This is a genomic window from Sphingobium sp. RC1, assembly GCF_059738765.1.
This window is the reverse complement of record NZ_AP027308.1, coordinates 391,851-406,417: the sequence shown is the minus strand read 5'-3', so window position 1 is coordinate 406,417 and position 14,567 is coordinate 391,851. Positions and strand designations below refer to the sequence as shown.

General features: G+C 60.7%; 12 protein-coding genes. 5 read left to right on the top strand and 7 right to left on the bottom strand.

Annotated elements, in window-relative coordinates; genetic code table 11:
- Window positions 1-6: 6 nt before the first annotated feature.
- From AC6JBC_RS15875 to AC6JBC_RS15865, 3 genes are all read left to right on the top strand, one after another.
- Complete coding sequence (locus tag AC6JBC_RS15875; protein WP_498026438.1) at window positions 7-690, top strand: winged helix-turn-helix domain-containing protein; 684 nt, start codon at window positions 7-9, stop codon at window positions 688-690.
- Window positions 690-2,093: a sensor histidine kinase gene (locus tag AC6JBC_RS15870; RefSeq protein ID WP_498026437.1), complete on the top strand. Its 1,404-nt coding sequence runs from the start codon at window positions 690-692 to the stop codon at window positions 2,091-2,093. The genes AC6JBC_RS15875 and AC6JBC_RS15870 overlap by 1 nt, the downstream gene beginning before the upstream one ends.
- A 228-nt stretch (window positions 2,094-2,321) precedes the next feature.
- Window positions 2,322-3,209, top strand: a complete 888-nt coding sequence (locus tag AC6JBC_RS15865; protein WP_498026436.1) for an MlaA family lipoprotein — start codon at window positions 2,322-2,324, stop codon at window positions 3,207-3,209.
- A 93-nt stretch (window positions 3,210-3,302) separates the two neighbouring features.
- Here the strand turns inward: AC6JBC_RS15865 and AC6JBC_RS15860 are convergent, their stop codons facing one another.
- The 6 genes from AC6JBC_RS15860 to gabT form a co-directional block, all read right to left on the bottom strand.
- Window positions 3,303-4,244, bottom strand: coding sequence for a TauD/TfdA dioxygenase family protein (locus AC6JBC_RS15860; RefSeq protein WP_498026435.1), 942 nt, complete (start codon window positions 4,242-4,244; stop codon window positions 3,303-3,305).
- Between the two features lie 33 nt (window positions 4,245-4,277).
- Window positions 4,278-5,687, bottom strand: a complete 1,410-nt coding sequence (locus AC6JBC_RS15855; protein ID WP_498026434.1) for an MFS transporter — start codon at window positions 5,685-5,687, stop codon at window positions 4,278-4,280.
- Window positions 5,688-5,694: 7 nt separating this feature from the next.
- A complete protein-coding gene (locus tag AC6JBC_RS15850) occupies window positions 5,695-8,100 on the bottom strand; it encodes a TonB-dependent receptor (protein ID WP_498026433.1) in 2,406 nt (801 codons plus the stop codon).
- Window positions 8,097-8,276, bottom strand: a complete 180-nt coding sequence (locus tag AC6JBC_RS15845; RefSeq protein WP_498026432.1) for a hypothetical protein — start codon at window positions 8,274-8,276, stop codon at window positions 8,097-8,099. Before AC6JBC_RS15845 ends, AC6JBC_RS15850 begins: the two co-directional genes overlap by 4 nt.
- 610 nt (window positions 8,277-8,886) lie before the next feature.
- A complete protein-coding gene (locus AC6JBC_RS15840; protein ID WP_498026431.1) occupies window positions 8,887-10,353 on the bottom strand; it encodes an NAD-dependent succinate-semialdehyde dehydrogenase in 1,467 nt (488 codons plus the stop codon).
- Window positions 10,350-11,636, bottom strand: coding sequence for a 4-aminobutyrate--2-oxoglutarate transaminase (gabT, locus tag AC6JBC_RS15835; RefSeq protein WP_498026430.1), 1,287 nt, complete (start codon window positions 11,634-11,636; stop codon window positions 10,350-10,352). Before gabT ends, AC6JBC_RS15840 begins: the two co-directional genes overlap by 4 nt.
- Before the next feature lie 136 nt (window positions 11,637-11,772).
- Here gabT and AC6JBC_RS15830 point away from each other — a divergent pair, with 136 nt between their 5' ends.
- A complete protein-coding gene (locus AC6JBC_RS15830) occupies window positions 11,773-12,690 on the top strand; it encodes a LysR family transcriptional regulator (RefSeq protein ID WP_498026429.1) in 918 nt (305 codons plus the stop codon).
- A 50-nt stretch (window positions 12,691-12,740) separates the two neighbouring features.
- Window positions 12,741-13,643 carry a helix-turn-helix transcriptional regulator gene (locus tag AC6JBC_RS15825; protein ID WP_498026428.1) on the top strand — a complete coding sequence of 301 codons (903 nt, stop codon included), beginning with the start codon at window positions 12,741-12,743 and terminating at the stop codon, window positions 13,641-13,643.
- Window positions 13,644-13,658: 15 nt separating this feature from the next.
- Here AC6JBC_RS15825 and AC6JBC_RS15820 read toward each other — a convergent pair whose 3' ends face one another.
- The gene (locus AC6JBC_RS15820; RefSeq protein WP_498026427.1) at window positions 13,659-14,567 is read right to left on the bottom strand and encodes a bifunctional 5,10-methylenetetrahydrofolate dehydrogenase/5,10-methenyltetrahydrofolate cyclohydrolase; all 909 of its coding nucleotides are present in this window, start codon (window positions 14,565-14,567) and stop codon (window positions 13,659-13,661) included.

The following is a 14,567-nucleotide window of genomic DNA, read 5'->3' as shown; positions in this document are numbered from 1 at the left end:
GCGACCATGAGTTACAAAGTGCTGCTCGTCGAGGATGATGCCACGACGGCCGACTATATCGCAAAGGGCCTTGCCGAAGAGGGCTTCACCATCGACCGCGCCGAGGACGGACGGGAGGGACTGTTCATGGCGACAGAGGCAAGCCATGACGCGATCATCCTCGACCGAATGCTGCCTGGCATGGATGGCATGGCCGTGCTCGCGGCGCTGCGAGCGGCGGGCATCGAGACGCCGGTCATGATCCTGTCCGCGCTCGCGACGGCTGACGAACGGGTCAAGGGATTGACCAGTGGGTCGGACGATTATCTCGCCAAGCCGTTTGCCTTCGCCGAATTGCTGGCCCGGCTGCGGATCATGTTGCGGCGGGGGAAGGCAGGGCAGGCCGAAACGCGGCTGAAATGCGGCGATCTGGAAGTGGACCTGCTTTCAAGGAAAGCCATGCGCGGGAGCCGGTCGGTCGACCTGCAACCGCGCGAATTCCGCCTGCTCGAATATATGATGCGCCACAGAGGCGAGGTCGTGACGCGGACCATGTTGCTGGAGGGCGTATGGGATTATCATTTCGACCCCGGCACCAATGTCATCGATGTCCATATAAGCCGGTTGCGGCGCAAGATCGATGAAGATGGCGAGGCGCCGTTGATCCACACGGTGCGCGGCGCGGGCTATCGCCTGAGCGAGAATGGCTGATGCGCATCATGCGCTGGCGCTATTCGGTCATCTGGCGCTTTGCCCTACTGATCTTCCTGATGCAGATCGCCTGCGTTCTGGTGTCGCTGTGGGCGGTCCATCGCTTCACCAGCCAGTCGGTCAACCACGCCAGTCGCGAGATAGCGGTCGGCCTGCGCGACGATATATCGGCCACCTACGCCGCCGCCGGACTAGCCGCCGCCGGGGCGACGGTGCGCAGCCGCATTGCCGCCGATCCGGTCGGCGATTCCATCCTGCTGCTCATGGGGCCGGACGGACGCCGTATCGCAGGCAATCTTGATAAATGGCCCGACCATGTCGGCACGGCTGAATCCTGGCGTCTGGTGAACCTGCTGCACGCGCCCCGCCAGCATGGCGATCCACAGGTCATGGGCATCGTCAGTACCCGTTTCCCAGATGGCACGCGCCTGCTGACCGGACATGTGGTGGAAAGCGACCTGCGTTTCGGCGGCTATCTGGAAGCCGCGCTGTTGAGCGCTGTTTTGATCGCGGTCCCGCTGGCTGCCGGGGCCGCCTGGCTTTCGGCCTCCATCATGCGGAGGCGCCTGCACGCCGTGGCCGATACGGCAAGCGCGGTGAAAACAGGCGACATGGAACGCCGCATTGCCCTGACCGGCAGCGGAGACATGTTCGATACGCTGGGTCAGGCGATCAACGCCATGCTGGACCGCATTACCGGGCTGGTCGATGAACTGCGTCTGGTGACCGACGGCCTTGCCCATGACCTGCGGTCGCCGCTCACCCGGTTGCGGGCCGTGCTGGACGGCGCGGTTGAGCAAAGTCACGATGAGACCAGCGTCAGCGCACTTGAACGCGCGGTCGAGGAAAGCGACACGCTGCTGCGAATGCTGGACACCGCCCTGCTCATCAGCCGGGCCGAAGCCGGAATAGGTCGGGACAGCTTCATGCCGGTCGATGTCGCTGCGCTGCTGCATGATTTTCAGGACATGTACGGTGCCTTGGCGGACGAGCGGGATGTGACCATTTCCGTGGAGGCTGAACCCGGCTTGTTCCTGTTTTCCAATCGAGAGATGCTGGGACAGGCGCTTTCGAACCTGATCGATAATGCACTGAAATATGGTGGTGATCGCATTGGGCTTTCAGCGCGCACTGAAGCCGGTTCGATATTGATCCAGGTGTCCGACAATGGTTCCGGCGTTCCAGAGGAGCATCGCGAGCGCGCCCTCAGCCGCTTCGCCCGGTTGGACATGTCCCGCCACATCGCGGGCGCAGGCCTTGGCCTTTCGCTCGCCGCCGCTGTCGCGCGGCTCCACGGCGGCGCGCTCGTGCTGGGTGATGCGGCCCCTGGATTGCTTGTCACGCTGTCGTTCCCCTATTCGCCGAGTGACGGTGAGGCTGTGCAATCGGCGTCGGCGATTTAGCATTTCCCCCACCTTTGGGATTGCGGAAAGCGATAAGAGCGGGGCGGCATCCTTGGTTCTGAATGGCTCCCGGAGGTGTTCCACTTTCCCACGAGATCAATCTATTGACGGCGCGCCATATCGCATTTAGCCCGCGCGGGGCTGGACAACTCACGGATAAACCGCGACGCGATCTGGACTTCGATGGCCCAGCCGAATGTGGCGATCGGCCGCTGCAAAGGATAGACAATGCTGCTGCCGGGCATCGCCGCGGGAATGTTGATGATGGGCGCACAGGCGGCAACGGTCGATGCGCCGCCACCCGAGGCCTCGCCGACGGTAGATGTTGCAAGCGCTGCGGCAGCGTTGAACATATCTTTGGCCCCCAAATCGGAAAACGGCGCGGAGGAACAGCCCACCGACATCGTGGTGACCGGCGCAGATCGAGCCCCGCCGGGCGACCCGCTTGAGCATCTCAATGCAAAAAGCTTTGAAGCGGTTCAGTCGGTTGACAAGGCCGTGGTCGAGCCCATGGCGAAGGCCTATAATAAGGGGCTGCCCAAGCCCGTTCGGAAGGGCTTCCGCAACTTCTTCGCCAATTTGCAGGAGCCGGTGGTGTTCGCCGCTTATATGCTCCAGCTGAAGCCCGGCAAGGCGGTGGAAACGGTGGGGCGCTTTACCATCAACACGACGCTTGGGGTCGCGGGCCTGTTCGACGTCGCCAAGCGCAAGCCCTTCTTCCTGCCCTATCGGCCCAACGGTCTCGCCAATGTGCTTGGCTTTTATGGCGTCGGCCCGGGGCCATATATGTATCTGCCCATCGTCGGGCCGACCACGCTACGCGATATCATCGGCGATACGGTGGACAAAATGGCGGTGCCCTTCCTGATCGGCAAGCCCTTCACAAAGCCTGCCTACGTCATTCCGGCGACGATCCTGAACCAGCTTGGCGAGCGCGCGGCCTTTGACGATACCGTCCAGAAAATCCGCAAGGAGGATGATCCCTATGTGGCGTATCGCGAGCTGTATCTGAAGCAGCGTAAGGCGGAGATCGAGGCGTTGCACGGTCGGGCGAGCAATGACGTGGTGCCGGTTTATGGGCGACAGATGGGAGAAGGTGGGACGGCGTCGCAATAACAGGCGCTCTGCTGATCTTCGATACCGATCAACCTGGACCGTGTCACAAATTGTAGGGCGCCGGGGGCAGCATGCCACCCCCGGCGAGGAACATCATTCGGCCGCGACGGCTTCAGCTCCCTTTTCGATCCTGACCGACCGGCTGCTGCGGCCGTCGATCGCAACCGGCACATCACCTGCCACCGTGGCGCGGCGCAACGTGCGGCGTTGCAACCCGAAATCGGCGATGGCGCGATGCTGCGTCGATCGGTTGTCCCAGATGGCGACGTCGCCTGACCGCCAGCGCCAGCGAACCGTGTTTTCCGGCTTCGTGATGTGATCCTGCAGGACGGCAAACAGCCGCTGTGAATCCGCCGGGTTCAGGCCGACAAACTGCTTCACGAAATGGCCGAGCAACAGACTGCGCTCACCGCTTTCGGGATGAACCCGCACTACCGGATGCTCCGTTTCATAGACGGTCGATGCGAAGATCTTGCTATATTCCTCGGAACGCTTGGCGTCCTTGCTGCCAAAAGCGGCGGCATAATCATATTTGTTGGAATGCACGGCCCACAGTCCATCGACCAATGTTTTCAGTGCCTCGGGTAGCTCCTCATAGGCGGTTGCGCCATTGGCCCATAATGTGTCGCCGCCCGCCTGCGGAACGGTGATCGCTCGCAGGATCGACGCCTGGGGATAGGCTTCGACGAAGGTGACGTCGGTATGCCAGCTCGACGCGGCATAGCCTTCCTTCGAGTCCAGTTCGAGCAGGTAGCGCGATCCTTCCGCCACTGGCACAGTGGGATGCGCGACCGGGTCGCCCAGCAGGGCGGCGAAATCCTCATGCCTCTGGTCCGTCAGTTGATCCTGATCACGGAAGAATATGACCTTGTGCCGCACCAGCGCGGTGCGGATCGCAGCCAGTGTCACGGGATCTATGTCGCCCGACAAGGCGATACCCCTGATTTCCGCGCCGATGCGACCGGCGACCGGAACGATGTCCAGCGGACTGTCGGTGTCCTTGGCGTTGATGAAATTGTGGATCTGGTCAGTCATGTCATGTCTCCTTGGGGGTGATGAGAAGGAAGGCTATTCGGCTGGCTGGGCAGCGTGGTCGCGTTCGTCCAGCGCGCGGCGAATTTCGGTGTGAGCGGCTTCATCCAGCGGAAACCCGTGGATCAGCCAGGCGGAAAGAAGATGGGCAATGGCGGGACCGAGCGCGAAAGCCGCGAGCAGGCCGTGTAGCGCTTCGGGCGTGTTGGTCGTGGCTCTGGGATCGAAGCCGAGCCAGCCGACGAGCGGTAGGGCGATGCCCACGGCTGCCGCCATGCCCGCCTTTGACGACAGGCTGAACGCCGAGAAGAAGAGCGCTGTCTGATCCTTGCCGGAACGAAGCCGATGCTCGTCGGCGATATCGGCGACCATGGACCGCAGCATCAGATTGCCTGATCCCTGCGCCAGACCCTGTGCCAGCGTCAGGGCCAGCAGCAGGCCAATCTGGCCCGGCACCACCAGTAGCAGCCCGACATTGATCGCGACCTGCACCAGCTCGCCTGTGACTGCGGCGCGATGCTTGCCGATGCGATAGCCGATTTGCGCCCAGATCGGGCCAGCGACGATGCCGAATATGAACTGAAAGAGGAACAGGCCGCTCGCCCACTGAGGCAGGCCCATATAGTGAGTGACGAAAAACACGATCAGGGCGCTGCGGATGCTCTGCCCCACCGTGACTGCGAAGTCCGAAAGCAGGACGCGGCGGAGCAGCGGGTGGCCGAATAGCGCGCCAATCGTTTCCCGGAACGACAGGCGAATCTGCTGAGAGGGCGCTGCGGGCGTTTCGCTCTGGCTGCGCAGCGTCAGTACCAGCGAGACGATCAGGCTGATTAGCACCACGCTGCCCATCGCCGCGAGTTTCAGCGCGCCATCTTGGGGGCTGGTCTGGTCGAGGATCGTGGGCAGGATCAGCACGACCAGCAGGGACACCGAGCCAGCGACCGTCTGGAAGGTCGCGATGCGCGTACGGTCGTGATAGCCGCTATATGTCTCGCCCGACCACGCCAGATAGGGAATCTGGAGCATCGACCAGCCGAGGTAAAAAAGGAACAGGCTCGCGGCCAGATAGAGCGGCGACACCCAGGACGCTGCGGGGAAGAAGAGAAGCGCGCCCGACACGCCGAACAGCGCCGCTCCGGCGACGATCCACGGCCGCCGCCGACCGAAGCGCCCATGGGTCCGGTCGCTCAGCGCGCCGATCAGCGGGTCGGCCACCGCTCCCCACAGCCGCTCACCCAGGAAGATCGCGCCAATCACCGCCAGCGACAATCCGAACTGCTGCGCGTAGATCGCGGGCAGATGGACGGCGAGCGGCATCTGCGCCGCCGTGATCGGCACGAACAGCGAGGCAAAGCCCGCCAGCCGCCAGCTGCTCACGCGTTTCACATCTTGGGGTGCGGCCCGAACGGGACGATGCCGCGCGGCGTAGGAAAATGCGGTAGCCATCAGAACCTCACAACTTGGTCTTGAGGGTGGCGCCGATGGTGCGCGGGTCGCCGATCGTGCCGGTGACGAACCCGAACGCGCCAGTATTGAGCGCCTGGAAATACTGCTTGTCGGTCAAGTTGCGCGCCCAGACGCTGATGTCCCACAGACCGCTATCGGCGCGGATGCCGATGCGGGCGTTGAGCAGGCCGTAGCCAGGCACCTGCGCATAGCGGCTGTTACTGGACGAGGTGTTGAAGCTGGAGCGGTGCGAGAAATCGGCATGGCCGTAAATTTCTGTTCCGCCCCCGCCGATCGGCTGTGCCAGGTCCGCGCCCAGCGTGTAGGTGAATTTGGGAATGCCGCTCAACTGCACGCCGGTCAGATCCTGCGTTGGCGCCAGCGCCGCGCTCCGTTCGGGGGCCTGGGGGGCGTTTTTGTAATCGCGATAAGTTGCGTCGATATAAGACCCCGAAGCCGTCAGGCTGATCCATTTGTTTGGAGCATAAGTCAGGTCGCCCTCGATCCCGCGCGAGCGCACCTTGGGAATGTTGGAGATATATTGGACGAAGTTGCCAATGACGTTCGGCTGGGTAATCGCGGTCTGGTAATCGCTGACCTCGGTCCAGAAGGCGGCGGCGTTAAGTGTCAGGGTGCGGTTCAGCCAGGCGCTCTTGAAGCCCAGTTCGTAACTGTTGACGGTTTCCGGTTTTACCTCCGGCACCGCCCCGTTCGGTATGTTGGTAAGGTTAAGACCGCCCGACTTATTGCCGCGTGAATAGCTGCCATAGACAAGGGCGTCGGGCGCGACCTTCCAGCTCAGCGTTGCCAGCCCCGACACGCTGTCGTCCTTCGTCGCGGCGGCGTAGCTGGTGCGCGGATTGAACTGGTTGCGGATGGCGGTCGCGGCTGCGGAATCGGTCGCCGACAGGGTCGAAAGATCGGCCCCTCCGACCCACCATTGGCGAAAGACGCCTCTCTTGTCCTCATGCGTGTAACGAAGGCCGCCGGTCAGGCTTAGCGCCTCGCTGATGTTCCAGCTCGCCTGTCCGAACAACGCGTAGCTTTTGGTTGTCGGCTCGGAATAGCTGCGCGTCTCAAAGCCATTGAGCGCCGCGTTGGACACCACCGGGTTGACGGCGGGAACGAACCAGTCGGGCGCGGCCGATCCATAGGCCGACGCGCCATATCCGCGGATCGTCTGCCAGAAATAATAGGCCCCCACAGTCCAGTCGATAACGTTGCTGCCGGTTGAACCAAGCCGTAATTCCTGGCTGAATTGGCGCTGCCGGTTGGCCTGCTGTGCCTTGGTCATCACCGGCAGGCTGGTGCTGTCACCGTCATTGGCCGGGTTCCAGTCCCACCAGCGATAGGCTGTGATGGAGGTCAGCGCGATCTTGCCCAGATCCCAATCGATCTGGCCCGATGCGCCATAGCTTTTCATGAATGCCTGATAATGGCTGTCGGAATCGCCTTCGCGGGCAAAGGCGCGGGCGGGTAGCAGCGTGTAACCGGCCCGCGAGGTACGGGCGAAAATATTGTTGGCGATCGTCGCGCCGCTGTCATAGTTGCCGAAATAGGCAACGGGAATGTTCAGCACATAATGCTGCTTCTGGTGCGAATAGTCGCCGATGAGCCGGACGGAAAGCGTATCGGTCGGCTTCACCAGCAACTGCCCGCGAATGGAAAAATTATCGTAGTCCTGCGCTTTCGACCCATTATGCAAATTGGTCAGGAAGCCGTCGCGATGGGTGTCCGCGATCGAAAGACGGAAAGCGGCGCGATCCGCGATGATCGGCGCTGACACCGACGCCCGCAGCTGGTGATAGCCATAGTCGCCGAGGCTGATCTCACCCTGTGCTTCGGGCGCGAACGTTGGCTCGCGGCTGGTGATGTTGATCGCACCGGCGGTCGTGTTCTTGCCGAACAATGTGCCCTGCGGCCCACGTAGAACTTCGATCTGCTGTAAGTCGACCAGATCGAACTGCGACTGGCCCGGGCGACCATAATAGACATTGTCGAGATAGAAGCCGACGCCATTTTCCAGGCCGTCATTGGTCAGCGCGACATTAGCGCCTAGCCCACGAATATTGACGTTTGTATTACGGGGATTGAAGCTGAAAATCTGTAGACTGGGAACCAACTGCTGCACCTGTCCCAGCGTGAAGTTGCCGGTCTTGTCGAGCGTGTCAGCGCTCACCACGCTGAGTGCAATCGGTACGTCCTGCGCATCTTCTTCGCGCCGACGAGCGGTGACGGTAATCTCGGCGGCGCTTTCGGCTGCGTCGAACGAGGTTGACTCCGTAGCAGCAGTGGAGGTCGGCGTCTCACCAGCGAAGGCCGGGCCGCAACCAGCTGCGCCGAAGAGGGCAACGGACAGCAGGAATTGCTGGCGGGCGGCGAATAACCCCTTTGATCGATTCTTATGATTCACTGATTTTCCCTGTCGGATTTTCGAAGTGGATTGATGGCGAGGGCAGAAGCGCCCCGGCGTTGTTCACCGAACGTCGTGACGTCGAAGATCGCGGCGGCAGCCTGCTGCAAGGAAACAGGATAGACGCGCGGCTTCTCACCGCCACGAAACGTGGCTTCGCTGTTGTTCGTGGCCATGGCTCATCCTTTCGGCCAGCGCAGGTGATGCGCTCGTCGATCAGGTGCGGATGCGCGTAATGCTCCGCTGAATGGATCGGATGGACCTCTTCAGGTCAGCAGGTTCGACACGTCCCTGCTCGACGCCCGAACATTGTCGCGTCAAGCGGCCGGACGGTATTGGGATGATGGTTCGTCGGATATCTATGCATCGTCTATTCTCCTGGGGGGAGAACACGATCCCGGGCGTGGTCGCCTTAGCATCGCGCGCTTTAGCCGTTGTTGACGCGGAGCAAGCTGCACCCCTTCAAAAGCCGCGGGTCGGTATATTCGCAAATCTCGGAGCGACGACCAACCGCTCCGTGTACAATCTCTACATAACCGATAGAGATTATAGCTCAAGGCAAGTTTTGCTTTTCGCCTGCCAATTTCAAGTGTCGCGTCCGCACCGCTATAGCGCCCGAGCAACCATAGGCGCAGTCGCCGTCGCGCGAACAGCTTTCAGGAACAGAAGCGCGCACTCCCTGGCGTAAGTCTCAGGGTCCTTTTCGGAGGGAGGCGCACTGGCCGTGAAGAGATGCACCGCGAATGTCGCGAGAATATTGAAGATACCGCGCGGCGCCTTCTGCGTTCAGAAGGCGTTGTTTACGCCCGTGCAGATCAACTTCAATTCAACATAATCATCGATGCCCCAGTGGGAGCCTTCGCGTCCAAGGCCTGATTCCTTGACGCCGCCGAAAGGTGCGACCTCCGTCGAGATCAGACCGCTGTTAAGGCCGACCATTCCATATTCGAGCGCTTCCGAAACGCGGATGCTTCGATCCAGATCCCGCGTGTAGACGTAGCTGGCAAGGCCAGCCGGAGTGTCGTTGGCGATCGCGATCGCTTCAGCCTCGCTTTGGAACCGCACCAGACCGGCGACCGGGCCGAAGGTTTCCTCCTTGCAAAGCTGCGCGTCGGCGGAAACATTCGCCAATACCGTGGGAAGGAAGAAATTGCCTTCGCCCTCGATCGCGTGACCGCCTGTCAGGATATGCGCCCCGCGCGCCACGGCGTCATCGACATGGGCGGATGCCTTGGCCACTGCCCGCCCGTCGATCAGCGGCCCCTGGTCCGTGGGTCCGCTCATGCCCGCGCCCACCACGAACTGGCTGACGCGTTCAGTCAACCGCTCCGCAAAGGCGTCGAAAATGCCATCCTGGACCAGAAAGCGGTTCGCGCAGACGCAGGTTTGGCCGGTGTTGCGAAATTTCGACATCAGAGCGCCTTCAACCGCGCTTTCGACATCGGCGTCATCGAAAACGATGAAGGGTGCGTTGCCGCCAAGTTCCAGGGAAACACGCTTCACTGTCGACATGCAGCGTGCCGCGAGCATTTTGCCCACGCTCGTCGAACCCGTGAAGGTGAATTTTCGCACTCGCGGGTCCGTGGTCAGGATTTCCCCGATCGGTGCTGCATCGCCGGTCACGACGTTGAATATCCCGGCGGGCACCCCGGCCTCCGCTGCCAACACCGCGAGCGCCAGTGCCGAAAAGGGTGTGAGCTCGGATGGCTTGAGCACCATCGAGCAACCGGCGGCCAGAGCGGGCCCGGCCTTCCGGGTGATCATCGCCAGCGGGAAGTTCCAGGGCGTGACGGCGGCGACGACGCCCACCGGCTCCTTGCGCACGGCCAAGCGACGATCGGATGCGTGGGGCTGGATCAGCTCGCCATTGATCCGGCGCGCTTCCTCCGCGAACCATTCCAGAAAGGAGGCTGCATAGGCGACCTCGCCTTTGGCCTCGGCAAAAGGCTTGCCCTGTTCCAGCGTCAAAATTGTCGCCAGATCGTCCTGGTGCGTCAGCATCAGCTCACCCCAACGCCGCAATATGGCGCCACGCGGCTTTGCAGCCAGCTTTCGCCAATCGACCTGAGCCCGCCAGGCGGAAGCGACCGCCTGTTTTGTTTCATCCGCGCCCAAATTGGGCACAGTCCCCAGTTCAGAGCCGTCTGCGGGATTGGTGACGGCGATCTTCGCCATTGCGTTGACCCACTGCCCGTCGATGAAAGCCGCTTCCTTGAGCAGGTCCGGTCGAGAGAGAGTGTGCGGGAAGGTCACGCTACCTCCCTCGCAACAGCCGTCAGCGCCTTCTCCAGAATATTCAGGCCTTGCTCCAACGTTTCGTCTTCAACAGTCAGCGGCACCAATATCCTTATGGCTTGGCCAAATTGGCCGCAGCTTAGCAAAATCAATCCATTTGCAAGTGCCCGTGCGCAGACGCGCTTCGCTTCATCGCCATCCGGCTGGCCATGTTCGTCGACGATGTCGAAGGCAATCATCGCCCCGGGGCCGCGCAGGCCGGTGATTTTCACCATGTCGTTGCGCTGGGCGAATTGCGCTATACGTTCCCGAATTCTGTGGCCGATGACATTGGCGCGGTCGAGGAGACGCTCATCCTCGATCACATCCAGCACGGCCAAGGCTGCGGCCAGCCCGACGGGAGAGCCGCCATAGGTGCCCCCAAGACCGCCTGGGCCGATGACGTCCATCACATCAGCGCGTCCTATGACCCCGGAGATCGGAAAGCCGCCGCCCAACGACTTCGCGACGGTAAGGAGGTCGGGCTTGATCGGCGCATGTTCAATGCCGAACATCTTCCCCGTTCGGGCGAAGCCGGTCTGAACCTCGTCCGCGATCAGCAGAATGCCATGACGGCGACGGATATCATCCAGCGCCTGGAAAAATTCAGGCGGCGGGCTGTGGAAACCGCCTTCGCCCTGAATCGGCTCGATGATGAAAGCCGCGATGCGTTCCGGTTCGATGTCGGCCGCAAACAGGAAGTTGAGAGCCTTGAGCGTTTCCTCAATGCTGACTCCGGTGGTCGGGCTGGGATAAGGGAGATGGTAGATTTCCCCCGGAAAGGGTCCAAGGCCCTTCTTGTAGGGCGAAACCTTGCCGGTCATGGCGGACGTCAGCAGGGTCCGGCCATGGAAGCCGCCCGCAAAGGCGATGATGCCGGGGCGGCCGGTGGCGGCCCGTGCGATCTTTACTGCGTTTTCGGTCGCTTCCGCGCCGGTCGTGAAAAAGATGGTTTTGGCATCGCCATCGACGGGCGCCAAAGCGTTCAGCCGCTCAGCCAATTCGATATAAGGCGGATAGGCAACCACCTGAAATGCCGTGTGGGTATATTTGTCGATCTGGTCGCGAACTGCCGCGATCACCCTGGGGTGACGATGGCCCACGTTGAGAACCGCGATTCCGCCCGCAAAATCGATATAGGCATTGCCTTCGACATCCCAGATAGTGGCGTTCTCGGCCCTGCTGGCGATAATATTGGTGGCGGTGGCGACGCCCTGCGGGATGGCTTCCTTGCGACGGGCGTTATATTCGGCGTTCCGCATCTGACGACCTTCAATGATGGTTTCTGGAATCTGTCCTGATGCTGACACATTAGGGAATTCCGCATCCCGGAAGCAGTTGCTTTCGACGGCCGCTTTGGTAACCTGAGGTCACCATCTACTCCTATGGCTGAACGCGATGAATTCACCATTGCCTCCTTTCTCCGCTCTCAGGGCCTTTGAGGCAGTGGGCCGATTGGGCGGTATCCGACGAGCAGCGAAGGCCCTTGGCGTAAGCCATGCCATAGTGAGCCGTCACGTAAGGGGGCTGGAAGAGCGTTTGGGCGTTACCTTGCTGGACCGGGAAAGCGGGCAGCTGACAGCGGTCGGGTTCGATTATCATGGCCGTTTGGTGAAGGTTTTCAATGAATTGAGGGAAGCAACGGATGCCGTTCGGGGCAGGACCGATGGCAAGCTTGTAATATCCTGCGTCGGGGGGTTGGCATTGCATTGGCTGGCTACGCGGCTCGCAATGTCTTCGGGTCGGAATGGAATGCCGCCGGTCGATCTTCGCTCGGAAGAAGGTCTTCTTGACCTCTCGAACAACGCCGTTGATGGCGACATTCGATATATTGACGATTGCCAGACGCTGGACCGGAAGCGCGGTGTGCGAACGCTTGAACTGGCGAAGCCGCATGTTTTTCCGCTGGCCTCGCCGATGTTCGTTTCTCGCTGGGGCGACAAGATCCGATCGGCTGAAGATCTGGCTACATTGCCGCTGATCGAGGAGCGCAGCGATGTGGAATGGCGCATGTGGATGAAAGCGCAATCTATCGATCTTCCGCCGAACACCCCGACCGGCAGATATGGTCATGCCCATCTGGCGCTGGCCGCCGCGCGCGCGGGCCAAGGGATCGCGCTTGGCAATCACTATCTCATTGCCGAAGATCTTGCGGCGGGTAGATTGGTGAAGGTGGAGCCTCGTGAAAAGGAATTCGTGCCTGTGACACTGGGAGCTTATGTTTTCAGGGGTCCCGCCAATCGGTGGTCGGATCCGTCAATCGTCCGTTTCAGACGCTGGCTCGCGGCGCAATTCAGCGCGGACCCGGCATATTGACGCGTCTTCAACAGGCTGGCCGGGATGTGTTTGCCTGAACATGTTTCGTTTTGAAGTCAGGGCAGGGGGAAATGTCTGAAATGTTGTCACTGGAATATCTGGCTTCCCCTGAGTGGAATGGCAAGATCGCCCAGCTTATCTCTTTGGAAGGTAAGGCGAGAGCAGAAGCACTGTTTGACATGTTCTCGGTCGCGCTCCGATCAGACGAGATGATGTTGTTTCATTTTCGTGAAAATGTTGGGCCAGAGGTCGTCGAACATCGTACGTCGAAATCTGTCAGGCAGCAGCAGATCAACGACTATAAAAACGGATTTTACCTTACCGATCCATTCTATCTCGCCATTGATCGGTCCATCGAAAATCAGGCGATCAGTCTTAAGGACGTGGTAGATCAGGATGATTTTCAAACCAGCGATTTTTTCGTTCGGCACTATGTTGACACCGATCTTGTCGATGAGATGTGCTATTGCATGTCGGACGGGCAGGATGGCCACATATTGCTTTCTTTCGCCCGGTCCCGTGATGCGGGGCGTTATTCGGATGAGGAATTGGAACTGGCCAAGGCGATTGCTCCGATTGTCTTCGGTACGCTTTCTTCAAGCTGGCGCCATTTTGCCGATCCGAAACTATTTGTTCCTCCTTCGCCCGAAGAAGTGAAGCTGCACGATGATCTGAAAAGAGCCCGCGATAATTTCGGCCGTTCCTTGTTGACCGATCGCGAGTTCGAAGTCGTTCAGATGATGCTTAGGGGATATCCGATAGATGTGATCGCCAAACGGCTGAAAATGGCCGAGGGCACGGCGAAGGTGCATCGGAGGAATATTTACGCCAAGCTGGATATCAGTTCGATGGCGGAGCTGTTTTCGCTGTTCATCGACGTGGTTGGGGAAGTGAACGTCGGCCTGGATGCCGATCCGTTGCTCCAATATGGGCAGGCGCCCCGCAGCAATTGATTTGCCTGCGCGAGACTAAGCCACGCGAGGGACGGATATGGTCCCTTGGGCATTCGGTGAGGAACCGGCCGTCATCATGTTGGCTGCGCGGACGGTATTCGAAAGCAGACATGCAATGGTCATGGGTCCGACGCCGCCGGGCACAGGTGTGACGGCTGCGGCATGATCGAGCTCTGAAGTCACCGCATCACCCACGATGATGCTCCGGCCATCCTTGTCGACAATCTTGTTGATGCCGATGTCTATCACGATCGCTCCGGGCTTTACCCAGCCGCCGCGCACCAGACCCGGGCTGCCTGCGGCCACGATCACGATGTCGGCGGTTGAGACGATGGATGGCAGATTACGCGTGTTGATGTGCGTGACGGTGACGGTGCATTCTCTTTCCAGCAACAGCAGGGCGACAGGCTTGCCGACGATGTTGGACTTTCCGATGACGACAGCCTTCAGGCCACAAAAGTCCTGCACCACGCTTTCAAGCAGAAGAAGACAACCGAGCGGTGTGCAGGGGATCAGTCCCTGAGTGCCCGTAGACAGTCGGCCGACATTCACGGGGTGGAAACCGTCCACATCCTTCGACGGGCAAATGCGGTCCAGCACGACCGCTGCGTCAATGTGCTGCGGCAGCGGTAGCTGAACCAATATGCCATGGACGGAGGGATCGATGTTCAGCGCATCGATCTCCGCCAGAAGGGCGTCCTGGGTCGTTTCGCTCGGCAGGCGCCGCTCGATCGACGCTATGCCGACCCGTTTGGAAGCCTTCAACTTGCGCGAGACATAGGCATGGCTCGCCGGATCATCACCCACCAGAATGACCGCCAAGGTGGGCGCGATGCCACAGCGCGTCCGAAAGGCGTCCACGTCGTGGCGAACGGTCTCCAGAATGCCCTCGGCCATCATTTTGCCGTCAATGATCTTCGCCAT